The sequence below is a fragment of the Thiomonas sp. X19 genome, from assembly GCF_900089495.1.
Taxonomy (GTDB): Bacteria; Pseudomonadota; Gammaproteobacteria; order Burkholderiales; family Burkholderiaceae_C; genus Thiomonas_A.
Window position 1 is genome coordinate 4,601,369 of record NZ_LT605203.1, and the last position, 18,236, is coordinate 4,619,604.

Consider the following 18,236-nt stretch of genomic DNA (forward strand, 5'->3'; position numbering starts at 1 on the left):
CAGCCTTCGCGGCAAGCGCTCCGGGGAGGGCTGCGCGGCTTCGGAAGAATGGCAATCACTATGTTGGTGACCGAGGCATTCGGCTCCGATCATCGAAAGGAGGAGCACCATGAACTCAAGCGGTCCTGTGCTCCACGCGACCTTTGTCCCTCGGCCATCGAGCCCTAGGTAATGCACAGTCGGCGAAGGTAGCGACGGCCTCAGTCGATTATTTCCGCAGCGGGATTTGCCACCTCCCGGAACGCCCAAAAGTGACTGCCAAGAAAATTCCAGATTAATCCGAAGCTTGTTACGAAAATCTGAGCGATCCAATAATTTACATGGACTGCGTTGACTAAAATCGCCATTGATCCCGTATTTATTAACCAACCGATTCCCAAGACCATGAAGTAACGCGGTGCTGCGGAGCTATGACGTCTCGCACTTCGAAATGTGAATGCATGGTTCAGTCCATAGTTTGAAATTGAACCCAGGATATATCCTGCAGCAGAGGCATCGACTGGAGACCAATGCACCCACTCAACACCCAAGCCCAGGACAATGTATTGGATCGCTGTGCCAGACGCTCCGACAACCGCGAAGCGAACGAAACGGCCACCAACGGCGAGCAGTGACACAGTCGAAATCTTCATGCGGATAGCTTACACCGCACGGTCCGATGCGCTCGGCCGCTCATATCCGCGGCGCCCCGCTTGTCTCGGTTTGAACCGCCCCGGGTTCAGCGGAAGCCGGTTGGGTTGACAGGCCAGGATGGCAGCCGCACAGGCCAGGGGGCCGTTGATCGCGGCGACCGCTGCCTGGCGCATTGCTGCTGTCGGCGCGGGTTGCAGCCAGTGCCCGCTTCGGCCGAGGAGCTGTCTCCCAAGGACGAGGCTCGACCCCTAACGCCAGTACGGCGCGTCGTCCGATCGACGCGCCGCCGCCGGTGATGGCTTTCGATTGGAATCGATGGCGGGTTTGATCAGACTATGCACCACCTGTCCCCACCCTGCAGAGTCAGGGCATGGACACGACGCAGCTCACCCCTTTTCTCGATTTCGCCCGTCTGCACGATGTGCACATCGACCCGCAGCGTCTGCAGGTCGATGGCCGCATCCACCGCGCCGATGTCGGTGACTGCCCCAATGGCAGGAACGATGCCGCCTACCTGCTGCGGGAGGACGGCACCGGCTGGGTGACCAACTTCAAGGCCGAGGGCAAACCCATCGCCTTTCGCCCGGAACTGGCGCGCGAACACACGCCTGAAGAACAACAAAAGGCCGAAGCAGATCGCGCTGCCTGGCTGCAGCAACGGGCCGAGCGCCAAAAGGCCGCCATCACCGACAGTCTGGCGCGCTGGGAAGCCGGCCATCCGCCGACCCACTTTCCCTACCTCCAAAACCCCGCACTGCCCACAGCCGGGCTGCGGCAGCACAGCGCGCAGTTGCTCGTGCCCATGCTCAAGCTTAGCGACGGCGAGCCCGAGTGGGTTGGCATGCAGCGTATCGCCTGGGCGGCGCCGGGCCAGTCTGCCGACAAGCGCTTCGTCGTTGGCACGCCGACACAGGGCGCTTTTGCCGTCATCCCCATCGAGGGCCAGGACGCCGAAGCGCCGCTGCGCGCCTTCGAGACCGCCAAAACCGCCCCCCATGTCGTGATGTGCGAGGGCATCGGCACCGCGCTGGCCATTCATCAAGCCACGGGTCTGCCCGTCATCGCCGCGCTCTCGGCGCAGAACCTGACCGAAGTGGCTAGAGCCTTGCACGATCAGGTGCAAGGCTGCGTGACCCTCTATGCCGACAACGACGGCGAACGGGCTGCGCACAAAGGGCAGATCAACGCCCTCAAAGCCGCCCGCATCCTCGGCGGCGCACGCACCGCCATCGCCCTACCCGCCAAACAGAACGGCGTCACGCCCCCCGGCTACGACGCCCGCGACCAACTCCGCGTAAGCGGGTCGGACGCGATCCGCAACACCCTGGATCGTGCCGTCCCGCCGTGGATTTTCCAGCGCAGCCATCCCGGCCTTGCGCTGCCCACCGGGCAAAGGCGCCGACCCTTGTCCCCCACTTCCCACCTCAAGCAGGAGAAACCGATGGAACCACAAGCTGATACCGAACCGAAGCCGCACATCCCCTCCGATGAACCCGTCCGCGTCCAGCAAGCTGAGAGCCTGCAGCGAGCGGAGTTCGCCGACCTCAACGCCGCCCTGGAGCAAGTCGAGTCCGAACAGGAGTCGAAGCCACAACCAGAGCAACAGGAGACGGAGGTCAGCGAAGCACAAAAAGTAGAAGCCGCCTTGCTGAATGCCTGGCGCGAATCCGCCCAGCCCGCCCGCGAACAGCGCGCCAAGGACTGGCAGGACTTGAACGCCCAGCAGCAAGCCGCGCGGGAGTCTCTGTTCTCCATCCTCGCCCAGCAGCGCGCCGAAACCCTCAAGAGCGGCGGCGACCTCGATGTGCATGCGTTTGAAGCCGCCAAGCAGATCGAGCATCTGCAAAAAACCCAGGCCGCGGAACGCAAAACCTTGACCAGCAGTCTGCCGCTGCCGCCGACCCTGCGCGAGTTTCTGGAACCACGCGCCGAGCACGACCCCATCGCCTCCCGCCTGCTCGAACAAGAAAAAGCCCGCGACCCCGCGCAGGAAAGCATCCGCGGCCGCCGCATCGCCGCCGTCGAGCCCGAAGTGCTCGACGGTCTGACTCACGACATCGAGGACGGCCCACCCAAAGCTGTGCACTACGCCCGCGACGGTGAGAAGGTCATGACCGACCGCGGCGAGCGCGTCGATCTCTACCACGTCGATGACCGCGAAATCGAGGCGGCGCTACGCCTGGCCGAGCAGAAGTACGACATGGACAAAGGCCTGCAGCTCACTGGCAGCCGCGAATTCCAAGAGCGCGCCGCCGAAATCGCCGGGCGCATGGGCCTCAAAGTGCAGAACCCGGAACTGCAGCAGACCTGGCAGCTTGGCCGCCTGCAAACCCTGCAGAGCGAAGAACTGGGCGCCGACACCCGGCTCACCGCCCCGGCGCGTGGGCAGGGCGCCATCGAGTCCGCCCGCCCCGATCGGATCGGCGATGGCCGAACCTACCCCGTGGACGCACAAGCCCTGCAGGCCGAGGCCCTGCTCGCCAAGCTCGACACCCAAGGCTTCGACGCCCTCGACCGCGCTTCGCGCTACCAGCCCCTGACGCCGGATCAACGCATCCAGTTGCAGGGTCACGATGAACAGACCCGCCTGATCGACGACAAGGATCGCCTCACCCCGCTGGGCCAGCAGGTGACCGAGCGCATGTGGGCCAAGATCGAAACCGAGCGCGAACAACTCCAACAGCAACTGCGCACCCGCAACATTGACGAGGAGCTGAAAAAACGCGAAGCGCAGGAACAAAAGCAGGAGCGCACCGAAGATAAGGCTCAAGAAAAGATCGTCGAACGCGAGATCGCCGCCCACGAGCGCGCCGAAGAACGCGAGGTCGAAGCGCCGCAGCGCCCACCCGTCAGACCACGCCCCCGGCAACCCAGTCGCGACATGGGCCTAGGCGGCTGAGCCTCCTGTCCCCACGCCGCAGAGTCAGGACAGGGCGTCTCGCTTCGACGCCCTGTCCGATCCATCACAGGAGTCCGTCATGCAAACCCCGCAAACCCCCGAAACCCCAGCAGTCGCCCCTGAAGGCGACACGGCTGAATTCGAGTCCCTCTCCGTCCCCGATCGAGCCACCGCCGAAGCGCTCGGCGCCGACATCGAAGACGACACGGACTTGGAGGCCGATCATGGCTGAGACCAAACCCGACCAAGCCAAACCGCCGCGCGACCTGCGCCAGGAACTCACCGACAAACTCGTCCAGACGCTGGAGCAGGGCCAGATTCCTTGGAACAAGCCCTGGGCCGCGCTTCGAAGCGGCTTGCCGCGCAATATGGAAACCGGCAGGGAGTACCGCGGCGGCAACCGCCTCATGCTGATGCTGGAGCAGGCCGACCGCGGCTACACCGATCCGCGCTACGGCACCGTCAAGCAGGTCAACGCCCTGGGCGGACGCGTCAAGAAGGGCGAACACGGCCTACCCGTAGAACTGTGGAAAGAGCAGCCCTTCTATCAGCGCAAGGACATCAGCGTGACGCTCAACGGCATGCGTGTGAAGGTGTTCGGCGAAAAGAATGGCAGTGCGGAGGTCGGCATGCCGACCGACAAGGACGCCACCCTGCGCGTCAAGACCACCGATCTGCGCGTGCAGCGCCACACCGAACAAGGCCCCCAACATCTGAGCTGGGACAAGGCGCGCGAGCTCGACACCTGGACTTCTCGCGTCCACACCGTGTTCAACGTCGCGCAATGCGAGGGGCTGAAGATCGAGCCTCTGGCCCCTGCGCCGAACTTCGATCCGGTGGCGCGGGGCGAATCTCTCAAGGCCGCCATGGCGCGCGATGGACTCAGCTACGGCGAGCATCCCGAACACGCCTTCTATTCGCCCAAGCGCGACCAGGTGGTACTCCCCCCGCGTGGCGCCTTCAATTCCGAGCTGGGCAACGAGGAGGGCGCAGCGCGCTACTACGGCACCTTGCTGCATGAGATCGGCCATGCCACCGGCGCAGCACACCGTCTGAACCGCGAAGGCATCACCGGCGGTCATCGCTTCGGCTCGGAGGGCTATGCCAAAGAGGAACTGCGCGCCGAGATGTTCAGCCTATTCGCCGCCGCCCAGACCGGCATTCCGCATGACGCCGAACGCCACGCCGCCTACGTCCAAGATTGGGCCAAGGTGCTCAAGAACGACAAGAACGAAATCTTCCGGGCTGCCGCGGAAGCGGGCAAGGCGGTGGACTACGTGCTCGCCAAAGAGCAGTCCCTGCAGGTCACGCAGGAACGCCAGGCCTCAGTCGAGGTGGCGGCGCGGGCGGCTGACTCTGCACCACTGCCCGAGGCAATTCCTCGCGATGCGCGGTCGGTGTTCTGGCGCAAGGTCGAGAATGTCGAGCACATTTGCGAGGAGGGCGGTGACCGCGACGCAAACAAAATCCGCGTGACCGACGCGCAGAATCTGTCGGTCGCCGAATATGACCAGTTCACGCGCAATTTTTTCGAGCCGCAACCGTGGCTTGCGGGCAAGGGTGGCGTGGAGAACGGCGACACGCGCCTGGTCGTCGAGGTGACGGCAAAGGACCGCCAGACCCTGCATATCGATCCGCAAGGGTATGACTACGCCCGGTATGTCGGCATCCCGGAAGCGGCTGTGGGCCGCGTGCTCGGCGCCCGGTCGTTTGTCACGGCAGAACGCGCGCCGGAGCAAGACAATCTCAAAGCTGTCGAGATTGACGCGCCCGCGCATTGGGGCAGCGCCCTGGTCAACCGCGACGAAAGCGGGCTGGGCGAGAGCGAAGCCGCCTGCGCCAAGGATTGGGTCGAAAAACAGGGCGTCGGTTATCCGGTGTCCATGTCCGATCCCTTCATGGGCCGGCATGAAGGCTTGCTCACCGAGATGGCAACCTATTCTTTCCTGGTGCCGCAAAAAGACATCGGCCCGAGCGTGGACGGCGGGCTGAATCCAGAGGCAGGCAAACCCACTGGAAAACCGCCGACCCTGCATGACGCCTTGGAAGCCAACGGCTGGAAATCCACCCCTCATGGGTCTTATGAAAAGACCTTCCTGCTGGACAAGGACAGGAACAAGGGCGGCGAGTTCACGCGCGGCCAGGGAACTGTCGAGAAAATCATGACCGCCAAAAGATGGGCCGCCGGGTTTGTCATCCAGCATGGATGGGATGACATCCCCGTTCCCGTGAAGGCCGGTCTCTCACCAACGCAGGCTGTTGCGGAACTCGATCAAGCGGCAAAACAGCGACTGCGATCAGAGCATGCCGATCTGGGCATCACCGCCATTCGTGGCAAGGGTGAGCCAGACCCGGCAGCAGAGCTGAAGGCGACTTGGACTGAGAAGGGCGTCTCCGCTGAACGCCAGGCCGAGATGCTTGCGCAGATCGAGGTGAAAGCGCAACCCGGCGCGCGGGTTGGCCCGTTCATCGTCGGCGGGCATGCTGAGCAGCCCAGCGCCTACGAAAAGGCCGTCCAGACCTTCGTGAGCGGCGGCGGCAATGAGAAGGATGCCCGCCGCATCCTGGACGATGTGTTGCTGAGCGATTTCAGCGACAAAAACCTGCCCAAGGCGCTTGAATTCCACGGCTTCGCCAAGCCGCACGAGGCCGACAAGCTCGCCACGGCCATCATCACCGAAGAAAACCGCAAGGTTCTCGCCAAGGAAGACCGCAAGGCCTCTGAGTACCAGGCGATGACGCAGGCTGAGCAGGGGACAGGCAAGGACAAGTCCGGAGCGTCTGATCGATCCGCCGAGAAACTGGCCGAACCGCCCGAGGCTGACAAACCTGAACGCCCGGCTCGCCCTCGTCTGCGCCAGACCCACCGCAAGGCCGCGGCGATGGAACGCTGAACCCAGCAGCCCAGCGGCAGGTGGCGCAAAACAGCCGCAGCGCGCGACCGGATTCCTTCCCCCTGTTGGCGATCCTTGCCGGGGCGCGCGCCGCCTGGCCCACGTCACGGGCCGCCCCCAACTTTTCGAGGCAGCACGACCATGAGCAACGCATCCGAAGCCATCTACCACATCCCCAAGGCGCAGAAAGACATCACCCGCTTCGTCTGGACGGGTCTGGGCCTGTTCATCATCATCGTGCTGCTGTCCACCTGGGCCGCCACCGAATACGCCGCCTGGGGTTTCGGTTTCACCCCGGCGCTGGGCGCGCCCATGATCCCGCCGTGGCTCTACGCCCCCTATGACATCCTGATCTGGACCTTCAAATACAACCGCATCGAATACGGCCAGTCCGTGCTAGACATCCTGGAACGCGCCCACCTCATCATGGGCGTCGGCGGTTTCCTCTCCCTGGTGCTGCCCGTGGGCATCGCCTACCGACGTTCGCGCAAAGCTGACGCCGAACGCAATGACCTGCATGGCTCGGCCCACTGGGCCGCCGCCCCGGAAGTCGCCGCCGCCGGCATCCTGCCCGACGACAAGAACAAGGGCGGGGTGCTGTTTGGCGCCTGGACCGACGGCCAGCAGGTGCGCTACCTGCGGCACAAAGGGCCGGAACACATGATGGTGTTCGCGCCCACCCGCTCCGGCAAGGGCGTGGGCATCGTCATCCCCACCTTGCTGAACTGGGATCAGTCCGTCCTGGTACATGACATCAAGGGCGAGAACTGGGCACTGACCAGCGGCTTTCGCGAGAAGGTGCTGGGCCATCGCGCCATCAAGTTCGACCCGACATCCCCCGATTCCGCCCGCTTCAACCCCTTGCAGGAAATCCGCATGGACGGCAATCTGGTCAAGGACGTGCAGAACATCGCCACCATGATCGTCGATCCCGACGGCAAGGGCCTGAACGACCACTGGGCCAAGACCGGCTTCGATCTCATGACCGGGGTGGTGCTGTTCGTCCTGCTCTATTGGGACGGCAAAGGCCCGGACGCCCGCTTGCGCTGCCTGCACACCGTGCAGGCCATCCTCTCTGACGGCGGCCCGATCCGCGAGATCGCCAAAGAAGCAGCCGAGCGCAACCAGGCCGAAGACGCTGAGCCGATGGAAGGCTCGCAGGCCGTGATGACCTATATCCGCGATGTCGCCCTGGAAAAAGGCGCGCAGAGCGCCGACACGCACGCCCGCACCGGCTGGGCCGCCGTGGCGCAGGCCAGCCAGTCCTTTCTGAACAAGGCGCCGAACGAAGCCTCGGGCGTGCTGTCCACCGCGCTGTCCTTTCTCTCGCTCTACCGCGATCCCATCGTCGCCGACAACACCCGCGTCTCCGACTTCACCCTGGAAAGCATCATGGGCGGCGCCGACGTGGACGGCAAGCCCGAAACCAGGAAGACGGCGCTGTATCTTGTGGTGCCCCCCAGCGACAAGGACCGCCTCAAGCCCCTGCTGCGTCTGGTCATCAATCAGGTGGTGCGGCGGCTGACCGAAGGCATGGACTTCGACGTCGGCGGGGCGAGCAAGAGCCGCTACCCGCACAAACTCCTGCTGCTGCTCGACGAATTCCCCAGCCTGGGCAAACTCGACATCTTCCAGGAGGCGCTGGCCTTCATCGCGGGCTACGGCCTCAAGGCGCTGCTCATCGTGCAGGACTTGAGCCAGCTCTTTGCCGCCTACGGCAAGGATGAGTCCATCATCAGCAACTGCCACATCCGCGTGGCCTACGCCCCGAACAAGATCGAGACGGCCGAGCTGCTCTCCAAGATGGCCGGTCAGGCTACTGTCAGTCACACCCAGCGGCAATACAGCGGCAACCGGCTGGCCGTGGTGCTGCAGAACGTCAACACCAACGAGCAGATCGTGCAGCGCCCGCTGCTCACCCCCGACGAGTGCATGCGCCTGCCGCCCGACGATGAACTGGTCTTCGTCGCAGGGCATGCCCCCGTCTACTGCCAGAAGATCAAGTATTACCAGGACGCGGCGCTGGCTGAGCGCATCAAGCTCGGGGCAGCGGCGAGCACGGGCAGGCAATGAAAGTCCAATAAAATGGACAAAATAAAAGAAATACAGCATCATGTCCAAGATGAAGGACATCAAAGACCCTATGCTTCCTGCGCTCAACGCCCAGGAGCTTGGGCACGCCCTGCGCGCAGAGCGCAAGGCGCGCGGCCTGAGCCAGGCGGCGCTTGCGCAAACCATCGGCAGAAAGCGCCAGACCATCGTCGCCCTGGAGGCTGGGCGCAACGTCAGCCTCTATACGCTGTTCGCCGCGCTGGCCGCCCTGGGCAAGGGGTTGCTGATCCAGGATGCCCGGCTCGACCCGGCTCGGCTGCAGGAGCTGTTCCCCGATGATGAAGATCAAGGAACTTGAAGTCTCCACCCCACAGGGGATGGCGGGGCCACTGCGCCGCGAGTCGCAGTACGTCTTCAACTACGGCCGCGGCGTTGACCCCTCCTGCGAGATTTCTCTGACCATGCCGCTGCGTGCGCAGAGCTATGCCGGGAACGTGTTGCCGCCCATTTTCACGATGAACCGGCCCGAGGGCTGGCTGGCGCAGGAACTCGTGCGCCGCATGGCCAGGCTCGGCCCGATGGACGACATGCGCTTGCTGGCCATCACCGGTGAGCACCAGATCGGCAGGCTGAATTTCAAAGAGCCCGGACAGACTGATATCAGGCGCCAGGCCCGGATCGGGCTGCGCGAGATTCTGTCCGCCGGATCGTCCGCCGAGGTCTTCGCCTTTCTGGTCGATCAATACATCGATTCAGGGATTTCCGGTGTCCAGCCCAAGATCATGGCCCCCGATGCCGACAGGCTGCCGCCCCCGGCCGACCGGACGACCGCCAGCGTGGCCGATCTGATCGTCAAGTCAGGCGGCGCGCAATATCCCGATCTGGCCGTCAATGAATTTCTCTGCATGAGCGCCGCGCGTCATGCCGGGCTGCAAACGCCCGAATTCTGGTTGTCCAATGATCGCCAGCTCTTTGTCATGAAGCGCTTTGACATCACACCAGAGGGCAGCCGACTGGGTTTTGAGGACATGGCCGTGCTCATGGGCAAGCCAGCCGACCCCTATGGCCGCTATAAGTATGAGGGCAGCTACGAGAACATCGCCCGCGCGCTGCATCTGTATTGCGGCGCCGAGACGCCCCAGTCCCTGGGCCGACTGTTCGCGAGCTTGGCCCTGTCCATGATGGTGCGCAACGGCGATGCGCACCTCAAGAACTTCGGCGTGCTGTACGACCATCCGCACGCCATGCAGCCGCCCCGGCTTGCGCCCGTCTACGACGTGGTGACGACCACGGCCTACAGCTATGCCGACACCCGCACTGGAAGAGAACTGACCGACCGCACCCTGGCGCTCAAACTCGCAGGGTCGAAGTCCTACCCCTCCCGCGAGGAACTGATGGACTTCGGGCGGGTGATCTGCAACGTCAATCGCCCTGGTGAAGTCATCGAACGCATCGCCGAAGGCATGACGCGGGCGCTTCAAGAGCACGGCGAGCTGCTGTCCAGCCCCATGCGGGACCTCATTCACCGGGAGTGGGATGCCGGAAGAGTGGGCTACGCGCCCATCGTGTCCAGGACGGCGCAGTCCCTCTCTCCAATCGAGAGAGCAAGCCCAGACGCCCCCGCCGATGACAGTGGTACGAAGGCGCAACCCGCCCACCGCCGAAGGAGCACGCGCCGCGACCTGAACCGCTGAGCTTCCCGGCCCCACCCCGCAGAGTCAGGGCAATCACCGCGCACCTCCGCGCGGCAGGAGCCCTGAATGAGCATCCCCTACGCCATCGAACAAGCGCTCGCCCTTCAGCGGAAGCCGCGCTGGAATCGCCTGCTCATTCCCATCGCGGCGCTGGCCGCGACCGCCCTGGCCATCAACGTCCTGTGGTGGTGCGGCTGGCGGGTCAACTGGACGGAAAGCGAGCCGCTCGGCCTATACCGCCTGCTGCCCGTCACTGCAGATTCCCGCATCATCCGGAGCGAACGCGCCGAGTTCTGCCCGCCGCCAACCATCACGCCGCAGGCTTTCCCCTTCTACATGAAAGGCGACTGTCCAGGCGGCGGCATGCCGATGTTCAAACAGATTGTCGGTCTGCCCGGCGACCGCATCACCGTCACCCCGCAAGCCGTGACCGTCAACGGCAAGGCGCTTGCCCACAGCGGCCAGCTTCCCGGCTCCCCGAGTTTTCCACGGGTCCATCTCCCGTACCAGCACGGCACATTCACCCTAGGCCCCGATCAGTTCTGGGTGTATGGCAGCGGCGCGCGCCCCGCGCTGGCCGCCCAGAGCTTCGACAGCCGCTACTGGGGGCCGATCACCCGAAATGACATTCGCCGCATCACCCGCTGATGCAGTTGTCCCCGCCCCGCAGAGTCAGGGCAGGGCGCCAACGTCTGGCGCCCCCTTCCCAACCTGAAAGGTCTCCTCATGAAACGTCTCAAACTGCTTTCCATCCATCACCGCCTGCGCGCCGCCGTCGTGCGCCGCCTGGTTCTGGCCTCCGCCGTATTCGCCGCCACCATGGCCGACGCTTTCGCCACCGGCGCCGGCGGCCTGCCGTGGGACAGTGCGGTCAGTACCCTGCAGAACGACCTGACCGGCCCGGTGGCCACGGCCATCAGCGTCATCGCCTTTCTGGCTGCGGGCGCCGCCCTGGTGTTCGGCGAAGAACTCGGCGGCATCGCCAAGAAAGCGCTGTATGTGGTGCTCGGCGTGGCGTTCATCGTTCTGGGCAACAAATTCCTCCAGGTGCTCGGACTGACCGGCGCCCTGGTGTTCTGAACATGATGCATCCCGCCCTCTCACAGGCCGGGCAAGGCGGGGAGGCGACTCCCCGCCCCGCGCTGCCCGAAGTCCTGATCGCCGTCGTGCAGGCCCTGGTCGAGCAGGGCTGGGAGCTGCCGCAGATTGTGGCGGCGCTGCGCCATACGGCCGACCTCACCGAATTCACTGACCGCGTGACCGGAGTTCCGCAATGAACGACACCAAAACCCCGATCCATGATTCGCTCAACCGGCCCATCCTGATGATGGGCGGCGAACGCCAACTGGTGCTGCTGCTCGCCATCGTGGCCGGCATTTTCATCTTCTCGCTGGCCAAGCTCTGGGCCGCCGTCATCGGCGTCACGCTGTGGATGGTCGGCCAATGGGCGCTGTCCCGTGCCGCAGCCTACGACCCCATCCTGTCAAAAACCGGCGGCAGGCTGCTGAAGTACCGCCGCCACTACCCCGCGCAGGCCAGCCCCTTCGCCAAGGATCGGGAGGTGCGGTCATGATGGCGCTCAAGGAGTTCCGCTCGGCCGCCTACGGCCTGCCCGACCTGCTGCCCTGGGCGGCGCTGGTGGACAACGGCATCGTGCTGACCAAGAGCGGTGGCCTGATGGCGGCCTGGGAATATCACGGCCCCGATCTGGACTCTTCCACACAGGAAGAACTCGGCGCCATGTCCGCCCGGGTCAACGCGGCCCTGAGACTGGGGGACGGCTGGGTGCTGCATTGCGACGCCGTGCGCGCGCCCGCGCCGGGCTACGCCCCGCCCGGCGCATTCCCCGACCGCACCACCCGGCTGATCGACGACGCCCGCCGCAACAGCCACGAGCACAGCTTCGTGGGCTACCGCAGTCGCTTCATCCTCACCGTCACCTGGTTCCCCATGCCCGATGCCGCGAGCAAAACGGCCGATCTGTTCGTCGAGGGCCGGGTCAAGGCCACGGCCCACCGCAATCTGGAGCGCTTCAAGGAACAAATCCGGGAGATGGAATCCCGCCTCTCCACCCTGCTGACCATCCACCGTCTCAAAGACCGCATCGACCTGCGTACCGGCGCCATCGACAGCCCCCTTCTCGCGCACCTGGAACAGTGCGTCAGCCTGTTGCCGGATCATCGCCCCTTCCGTATGGCACAAGTGCCCATGTATCTGGACGCCGTGCTCGGCCAGCACGACTTCACCACCGGCTTCATCCCCCGCATCGGCCGCCGCAGCATGTCCTGCATCGCCCTGACCGGCCTGCCGCCGGAGAGCTTCCCCGGAATCCTGGACATGCTCTCAAGGCTGCCCGTGTCCTACCGCTGGAGCAGCCGCTTCATCTACCTCGATCCGGGGCAGGCCGAGAAGACGCTGAACAAATACCGCAGCAAGTGGGCGCAAAAGCGCAAGAGCATGATGAACCTGCTGCGCGAGAACGCCGGCGGCCAGGCTACTCACATCAACGCCGACGCGGACCGTATGGCGAACGACGCCGTGCAGGCGCTGGCCGAGGCCTCCAGCGGCATGGTGCTGTTCGGCTACTACGCCAGCGTCCTGCTGCTCTCGCACGAAGACCCGGAAATCCTGGACGAATCCACCCGGGAGATGGTCAAGCTCATCGAGAACCGCGGCTTCGGCGCCCGTGTGGAGGACGTGAACGCGGTCGAGGCCTATCTCGGCACGCTGCCCGGCAACACCGCCGCCAATGTGCGTCGCCCCATCCTCCATACGCTCAACCTGGCCCACCTGCTGCCGCTGACCGCCGTCTGGGCCGGGCCAGAGCACAACCCCTGCCCGTTCTACCCGCCGAACAGCCCGCCGCTGCTGCAGGCCAAGACCGACGGCGGCACGCCCTTCACCCTCAGCCTGCACGCGGGCGATCTGGGTCACACCGCCATCCTCGGCCCGACCGGCGCCGGGAAGAGCACGCTGCTCGCTCTCGTGGCGGCGCAGCAGTTCCGTTATCCCGGTGCGCAGGTCTTCGCCTTCGACAAGGGCTATTCCATGCTGCCGCTGTGCTGGGCGGCAGGCGGCGAGCACTACGACATCGCGGGCGAGCAGGGCGACCTGGCGTTCTGCCCCCTTGGCCGGGTGGATGAACCGAACGAGCGCGTGTGGGCCGCCGAATGGCTGGAACAACTCTGCGAGCTGCAGGGCGTCAAGATGCTGCCTCACCACCGCCAGGAGCTGTTCCGCGCGATCACCCAGCTCGGCGCTTCAACCGACCGCATGGCGCAGCGCACCCTGACCAACTTTCTGGTACTGCTGCAGGATCAGAGCCTGCGTGAAGCCCTGCAGGCCTACACCCTGCGCGGCATGGCCGGCCACCTGCTCGATGCCGAAACCGACAGCCTGGGGCAGGATGTGTTTCAGGTCTTCGAGATGGAGCATCTGATGAACAAGGGCGACAAGCTCGTGCTGCCGGTGCTGACCTATCTGTTCCACCGCATCGAGCAGCGCTTCAAAGGCCAGCCCACGCTGCTGATCCTTGATGAAGCCTGGATCATGCTCAGCCATCCCGCCTTCAAGGCCAAGATCCGGGAATGGCTCAAAGTCTTGCGCAAGGCCAACACGGCAGTCGTGTTCGCCACCCAGTCGCTGACCGACCTGACGCGCTCGGGCATTGCCGACGTGATCTTCGAGTCCTGCCCGACCAAGATCTTTCTGCCCAACCCCGAGGCCGAGACCGAGAACATCAAACCGCTGTATGAGGCCGTCGGTCTCAACGCCCGGCAAATCCAGATTCTGGCCTTTGCCACCCCGAAGCGCCAGTACTACGTCATGCACCCGGACGGGCGCCGCCTGTTCGACCTCGGCCTGACCGGCCCCGAACTGGCCTTCGTCGGGGCCAGCGGCAAAACCGACATCGCGCGCATCCGTGAACTGCGCGACACCCTTGGCAATGCGTGGCCCGCCCAGTGGTTGCGCGAACGCGGCCAGTCAGAGGCCGCACAACTTTGGGAGTCTTACACATGAACAAGCGCTTGTATCCCGTCCTCGCCGCCGCCCTGGCGGCTTCGCCATTGCTGGCGTCTGCGCAGACCTATCCGGCGCCTGCGCCGACCCCCGATCCGACAGCGCAGCAGAGCCTGAGCGCGTCCGCGAACCAGAACTCGACCAGCGCCTACAACGGCGGCATGTCCTACTACAACCAACAGGCGTACCAGGCTGCGGCCAACACCGCGCAGGACATCTCAAGTCAGGATGCGTCCAATGCGGGGAGCGGATACGACGGCATCGGCTACAGCGACGCCTGGCAGCAGGCCGCCGACCAGGCGCAGTCGGTCGCGACCGGCAACCAGACCCAGGCGGACGCCCAGATTCCGGTGCAGCAGCAAAGCGCCACGTCGCAAGGCGCGTCGTACAACGCCGAAGTCTCCGCAGCGCCTGCCGTTGCGCAGTCCAACAGCGACGCTGCGCAGTCGGCAGCATCGTCCGGCGCTGCGCAGTCCACCACCAGCATCGCGCAGAGCACCGGAGTTCCGCAGGGCCAGCCCACGGTGACGAACCACACCGGCGAATACCTGATCGCCGGGGCCGCGACGCAGGCGGCGATGAACGGACTCTCCGTCACCGGCTTCACCGCGAACAAGACGGCTTACCAGGACGCGCAGAATGCCGCGTCCTGCGGCAATCCCTGGTGCGCTGCGGGCTGGATGGCGGCCAATGCCGTCGAACAGAACATCGCCAACGGCGCCTATGCCGCGAACGTCGCCGCCGCACCGGTGCTGGGCACGGCGCTGAATGTCGCCGCCGCTGCCTCCGCGCTGAACAGCGCCAAGGGCACGCTACAACAGATTCAGTCCATGACCGGCGTGACGCAGGGCCAGACCGCAGGATCGACGAACACCCAGCAGGCGCTTGCGCAGACCACGACGCAGACCGGCGTGCAACAAGGGCAGTCCGCAACTGCGGTCAGTGCGGACACGTCCTACACCAGCGCGGCAGACGCCCAGCAGAACGCCTTGGGCGCAGCGGCCCAGCAGAACCAGAACGCCGCCGTCACCGCGGCGCAGGCCGGGTTGGCCGGACTGAGCGCAGAGTATTCGCGCAACGCCGCCAACCAGATCGCCAGCTACGACAACGCCCAGGCGCAGTCCACAGGCGATCCCACCTGGACGCAGGCTGCGGGTATCGCGCAAAACGAGGTGGACCAGCAGCAAGGCATTTATGACTACCAGCAGAACATCCAGAACCAGGCGATTGCCACCGGGAACACGACTGCGGCACAAGAGAACGCCCTGTCGCCCAGCATCGGCGGCACGCTCAACACCGCTGCGCAGAACGCCGCAGCGAATCAGTCCAGCACCACATTGCAGAACATCGGCGCGCAAACCGGCGTGCCGCAAGGCCAGTAACCCTCACCTCGCAGGAGAACCCTCATGAACCTGAAAAAGTCCACCCTCGCCCTCGCCGCGATCGCCGCCCTCGCCAGCACGCCCGCCCATGCGACCGGCATGATTGCTGGTGCGACCTTCCCTGAACAGATCGTGCAGGAACTGACCCTGGTCGAGCAGTACGCCACGCAGGCGCAGCAGCTACAAGCGCAGTTCCAGCAGGTCTACAACCAGGCCGTGAACATGCAGAACATCCCGGCGCAGCTCTGGCCAAACATCAGTGGCCAGTTGCAGAATCTGGTCAACCTGGTCGGCAATGCCAAAGGCTTGTCGTATGCCGCGGCGAACACCGTATCGGCGGTGCAAACCCAATTCGGCCAACCCAGTGCAGTGCTGAGCAACTACAACGCCAGCCTGCAGACATGGACGGGAAACCTGGACAGCCAGATTGCCGATGTGCTCAAGCAATATGGCCTGAATGCATCGAACTTCCAGACCACGCAATCGGCGCTCGCCAGCATCCAGGCCCAGAGCCAGTCGGCAGGCGGCCGCAAAGCCGTCATGCAGGCTGGCAATCAGATTTCGGCGTTGATGGTCAACCAGATGCAAGGCTTGCAATCCGACATTCAGGCCGGCAACCAGGCCATGCTGAACTACATGGCGATGCAGGCGCATACGCAGGTGAACCAGTCCAACAGCGTGACGCCCATCCTGACCGCCCCCACCGGGCCCGGTGCATTCTGAAGGAACAATGATGCGAACCGTCACCGCAGCAGCGTCACGCCGTGCCTTCCCAACCCGCGTGCAATGGGCCGCCACCGGGCTGATACTCCTGCTTGTGGTGGCGGCCACCGCCCACGCCGCCCCGGCGCCCACCCCGACGGGTGGCCCAGGGGGGCAGGGCTACCTCGACACCATCAGCTCGCAGTTTCAAGCCGCGACCACCGGCTGGATGACCACCGCACAGGGCTATGCCTTCAAGATTTTTACGGCGCTGGCCGCCATGGATCTGTCCTGGTGGGGCATCAAGCAGGTACTCAAGAAGAACGATCTGGCCGATTTCATCGCCGGGGCCACCCTGAAAATTGCCTCCATCGCCTTTTTCTACACCATCGTCAAGTACGCGCCGACATGGATGCCGCTCATCACATCGAGCTTCATGGACATGGGACAGGCCATCGGCGGTTCGAGCGCCGCAACAGCATCGCCGTCCGGTGTGATGTCGATGGCCTTCTCCGTGGTGCATCAGCTCTACGAGGTCTACGACAAGGCGCCGGGCGGTTTGTTGAACATCGGCACCAACCTGTTCCTGGCCATCATCATCGCCATCACCTCGCTGCTGGCCCTGATCGGCTTTGGCCTGGTCGCCCTGCAGCTATTGATGACGCTGATCGAGACCTATCTGGTCGGCGGCGCCGGCCTGGTGATGCTGGGCTTCACGGGCTCCAGCCTGACCAGCAGCTTCGGCGAGAAATACATCGGCTATCTGGTCAGCGTGGGCATCAAGCTGCTGATGATCTACGCCATCATCGGCCTCGGGCAGAACCTCATCAACAGCGAACTCGCCTACATCGCGCAATACACCGGAGGAAAGTCGCTGCCGCCCACCGATCTGCTGACGGTCGGCGTCAGCATGCTGATCTACGGGGTCATCGGCATGCAGGCGCCGGGCCTGGCGGGCAGCCTGATGAACGGGTCTCCGAATATGTCCCTGGGCAACGTCGCGGGCGGCGCTGCGGCGATCGCTGGCGGCATCGCCGCAGCGGGCGTGGCAGGGGCCGCAGGTTACGCCAGCGCCGCCAAAGGTCTCGACAGAATGGCAGGCCTGGTCGGGGCTGGGGCGGGTGGCGGCTCAGGCGCGGGCGGCGCGATTGCCGGCGCAGAAAAACTCGCCGCCCTCGGCCAGGCCACTGGCGCAGCGGGCAAACCCGCAGGCGACATGATGGGTTCCATCGGCGGCGGCGGGAAAGGGGGCGGTGCTTCCGCGCCCGCACCGTCCTCCGGCACACCTGCTGGATCGCTGGGCGGCGCGGGCAGCACGGGGGCCAATACCGCCCGCATGGGCCAAGCGGCTCAAGCGATGATGGAGGGCAAGGGGATCAGCGGCCCGTCGAGCACACCTCTGCGTCCCGCCGCGCCGTCCGCACCGCCGCAACCCTCGCCCGCACCGAGCGCACCGCCGAAAGGCCCCGTCGATGCACTGGGCGCACCCTCCGGCGAGAGTGGGTCTGCCGATCTGAGCAAGGCGGCGAGCAGCTCGGATCGAGAGCCGTTCGATGTGCTGAAAGACAACCTCGGCAAGCTGGCTGGCACCAAAGATGACATCGCCCGCCACGAGGGCGGTGGTGGCAGCGGCATCCAGATCCGCCTCGGCCACGTGGAGCACTGACATGGCCGACGACAAGCACCGCCTGCGCAGGCAGGTGTCCGATGAAATCGGTGCAGTTCTGTCCCGAGCGATTCAACGCGACCGCAGAAGCCTGGTGATCCTGCTGCTGCAGATCGTCAATGCCGTCTGGTTTGCCGTGCTGTGGGAACACGACTTCAAGCCGCCCGCAGCAACCGTCATTTGGTCGGTTTTCTTTGCCGCCTCGATGGCCGTGTCGATCGCGATCGAGAAACACCGGCCATAACGCGCGCCCATGGCGCGTGGTTGAGCAGGGCGCTCGCCGCGCCAATGGGT

At 64.9% G+C, this 18,236-nt stretch carries 16 protein-coding genes; 15 read left to right on the plus strand and 1 reads right to left on the minus strand.

The window, feature by feature from the left end; translation table 11 throughout:
* Positions 1-200 precede the first annotated feature (200 nt).
* Positions 201-632, minus strand: a complete 432-nt coding sequence (locus tag THIX_RS22620) for a GtrA family protein (RefSeq protein WP_112487993.1) — start codon at positions 630-632, stop codon at positions 201-203.
* Between the two features lie 371 nt (positions 633-1,003).
* Between THIX_RS22620 and THIX_RS22625 the strand changes: the two genes are divergently transcribed.
* The 15 genes from THIX_RS22625 (at position 1,004) to THIX_RS22690 (ending at position 18,186) form a co-directional block, all read left to right on the plus strand.
* Positions 1,004-3,532 carry an LPD7 domain-containing protein gene (locus THIX_RS22625; RefSeq protein ID WP_112487994.1) on the plus strand — a complete coding sequence of 843 codons (2,529 nt, stop codon included), beginning with the start codon at positions 1,004-1,006 and terminating at the stop codon, positions 3,530-3,532.
* Between the two features lie 79 nt (positions 3,533-3,611).
* Positions 3,612-3,764 carry a hypothetical protein gene (locus THIX_RS23665; protein ID WP_158540989.1) on the plus strand — a complete coding sequence of 51 codons (153 nt, stop codon included), beginning with the start codon at positions 3,612-3,614 and terminating at the stop codon, positions 3,762-3,764.
* Entirely contained in the window at positions 3,757-6,426 is a 2,670-nt protein-coding gene (locus THIX_RS24485; RefSeq protein ID WP_233224687.1) for an ArdC family protein, read from the plus strand. Before THIX_RS23665 ends, THIX_RS24485 begins: the two co-directional genes overlap by 8 nt.
* 141 nt (positions 6,427-6,567) lie before the next feature.
* Positions 6,568-8,499: a type IV secretory system conjugative DNA transfer family protein gene (locus THIX_RS22635; RefSeq protein WP_112487995.1), complete on the plus strand. Its 1,932-nt coding sequence runs from the start codon at positions 6,568-6,570 to the stop codon at positions 8,497-8,499.
* Between the two features lie 40 nt (positions 8,500-8,539).
* A complete protein-coding gene (locus tag THIX_RS22640; protein WP_112487996.1) occupies positions 8,540-8,836 on the plus strand; it encodes a helix-turn-helix transcriptional regulator in 297 nt (98 codons plus the stop codon).
* A complete protein-coding gene (locus THIX_RS22645; protein WP_112487997.1) occupies positions 8,814-10,172 on the plus strand; it encodes a type II toxin-antitoxin system HipA family toxin in 1,359 nt (452 codons plus the stop codon). The genes THIX_RS22640 and THIX_RS22645 overlap by 23 nt, the downstream gene beginning before the upstream one ends.
* A 66-nt stretch (positions 10,173-10,238) precedes the next feature.
* On the plus strand, positions 10,239-10,820 hold the full coding sequence (locus tag THIX_RS22650) for a S26 family signal peptidase (RefSeq protein WP_112487998.1): 582 nt from the start codon (positions 10,239-10,241) through the stop codon (positions 10,818-10,820).
* A 78-nt stretch (positions 10,821-10,898) separates the two neighbouring features.
* Complete coding sequence (locus THIX_RS22655; protein ID WP_013123559.1) at positions 10,899-11,252, plus strand: TrbC/VirB2 family protein; 354 nt, start codon at positions 10,899-10,901, stop codon at positions 11,250-11,252.
* 2 nt (positions 11,253-11,254) lie between these two features.
* Positions 11,255-11,449, plus strand: coding sequence for a hypothetical protein (locus THIX_RS22660; RefSeq protein ID WP_112487999.1), 195 nt, complete (start codon positions 11,255-11,257; stop codon positions 11,447-11,449).
* Positions 11,446-11,745 carry a conjugal transfer protein TrbD gene (gene trbD / locus THIX_RS22665; RefSeq protein WP_112488000.1) on the plus strand — a complete coding sequence of 100 codons (300 nt, stop codon included), beginning with the start codon at positions 11,446-11,448 and terminating at the stop codon, positions 11,743-11,745. The genes THIX_RS22660 and trbD overlap by 4 nt, the downstream gene beginning before the upstream one ends.
* Positions 11,742-14,192 carry a transporter gene (locus THIX_RS22670; RefSeq protein ID WP_112488001.1) on the plus strand — a complete coding sequence of 817 codons (2,451 nt, stop codon included), beginning with the start codon at positions 11,742-11,744 and terminating at the stop codon, positions 14,190-14,192. The genes trbD and THIX_RS22670 overlap by 4 nt, the downstream gene beginning before the upstream one ends.
* Positions 14,189-15,574, plus strand: a complete 1,386-nt coding sequence (locus tag THIX_RS22675) for a hypothetical protein (protein WP_112488002.1) — start codon at positions 14,189-14,191, stop codon at positions 15,572-15,574. The genes THIX_RS22670 and THIX_RS22675 overlap by 4 nt, the downstream gene beginning before the upstream one ends.
* Before the next feature lie 24 nt (positions 15,575-15,598).
* Positions 15,599-16,297 (plus strand): P-type conjugative transfer protein TrbJ, encoded by a 699-nt coding sequence (trbJ, locus tag THIX_RS22680; protein WP_112488003.1) that lies wholly within the window; start codon positions 15,599-15,601, stop codon positions 16,295-16,297.
* 10 nt (positions 16,298-16,307) lie between these two features.
* Positions 16,308-17,942, plus strand: coding sequence for a P-type conjugative transfer protein TrbL (gene trbL / locus THIX_RS22685; protein ID WP_158540990.1), 1,635 nt, complete (start codon positions 16,308-16,310; stop codon positions 17,940-17,942).
* Position 17,943: 1 nt separating this feature from the next.
* Positions 17,944-18,186 carry a hypothetical protein gene (locus tag THIX_RS22690; RefSeq protein ID WP_112488005.1) on the plus strand — a complete coding sequence of 81 codons (243 nt, stop codon included), beginning with the start codon at positions 17,944-17,946 and terminating at the stop codon, positions 18,184-18,186.
* Positions 18,187-18,236 lie beyond the last annotated feature (50 nt).

Bases quoted from the DNA above. Each gene is read 5' to 3' on its own strand.
- THIX_RS22620 (WP_112487993.1), bottom strand. From the start codon at position 632: ATGAAGATTTCGACTGTGTCACTGCTCGCCGTTGGTGGCCGTTTCGTT.
- THIX_RS22625 (WP_112487994.1), top strand. From the start codon at position 1,004: ATGGACACGACGCAGCTCACCCCTTTTCTCGATTTCGCCCGTCTGCAC.
- THIX_RS23665 (WP_158540989.1), top strand. From the start codon at position 3,612: ATGCAAACCCCGCAAACCCCCGAAACCCCAGCAGTCGCCCCTGAAGGC.
- THIX_RS24485 (WP_233224687.1), top strand. From the start codon at position 3,757: ATGGCTGAGACCAAACCCGACCAAGCCAAACCGCCGCGCGACCTGCGC.
- THIX_RS22635 (WP_112487995.1), top strand. From the start codon at position 6,568: ATGAGCAACGCATCCGAAGCCATCTACCACATCCCCAAGGCGCAGAAA.
- THIX_RS22640 (WP_112487996.1), top strand. From the start codon at position 8,540: ATGTCCAAGATGAAGGACATCAAAGACCCTATGCTTCCTGCGCTCAAC.
- THIX_RS22645 (WP_112487997.1), top strand. From the start codon at position 8,814: ATGATGAAGATCAAGGAACTTGAAGTCTCCACCCCACAGGGGATGGCG.
- THIX_RS22650 (WP_112487998.1), top strand. From the start codon at position 10,239: ATGAGCATCCCCTACGCCATCGAACAAGCGCTCGCCCTTCAGCGGAAG.
- THIX_RS22655 (WP_013123559.1), top strand. From the start codon at position 10,899: ATGAAACGTCTCAAACTGCTTTCCATCCATCACCGCCTGCGCGCCGCC.
- THIX_RS22660 (WP_112487999.1), top strand. From the start codon at position 11,255: ATGATGCATCCCGCCCTCTCACAGGCCGGGCAAGGCGGGGAGGCGACT.
- trbD (WP_112488000.1), top strand. From the start codon at position 11,446: ATGAACGACACCAAAACCCCGATCCATGATTCGCTCAACCGGCCCATC.
- THIX_RS22670 (WP_112488001.1), top strand. From the start codon at position 11,742: ATGATGGCGCTCAAGGAGTTCCGCTCGGCCGCCTACGGCCTGCCCGAC.
- THIX_RS22675 (WP_112488002.1), top strand. From the start codon at position 14,189: ATGAACAAGCGCTTGTATCCCGTCCTCGCCGCCGCCCTGGCGGCTTCG.
- trbJ (WP_112488003.1), top strand. From the start codon at position 15,599: ATGAACCTGAAAAAGTCCACCCTCGCCCTCGCCGCGATCGCCGCCCTC.
- trbL (WP_158540990.1), top strand. From the start codon at position 16,308: ATGCGAACCGTCACCGCAGCAGCGTCACGCCGTGCCTTCCCAACCCGC.
- THIX_RS22690 (WP_112488005.1), top strand. From the start codon at position 17,944: ATGGCCGACGACAAGCACCGCCTGCGCAGGCAGGTGTCCGATGAAATC.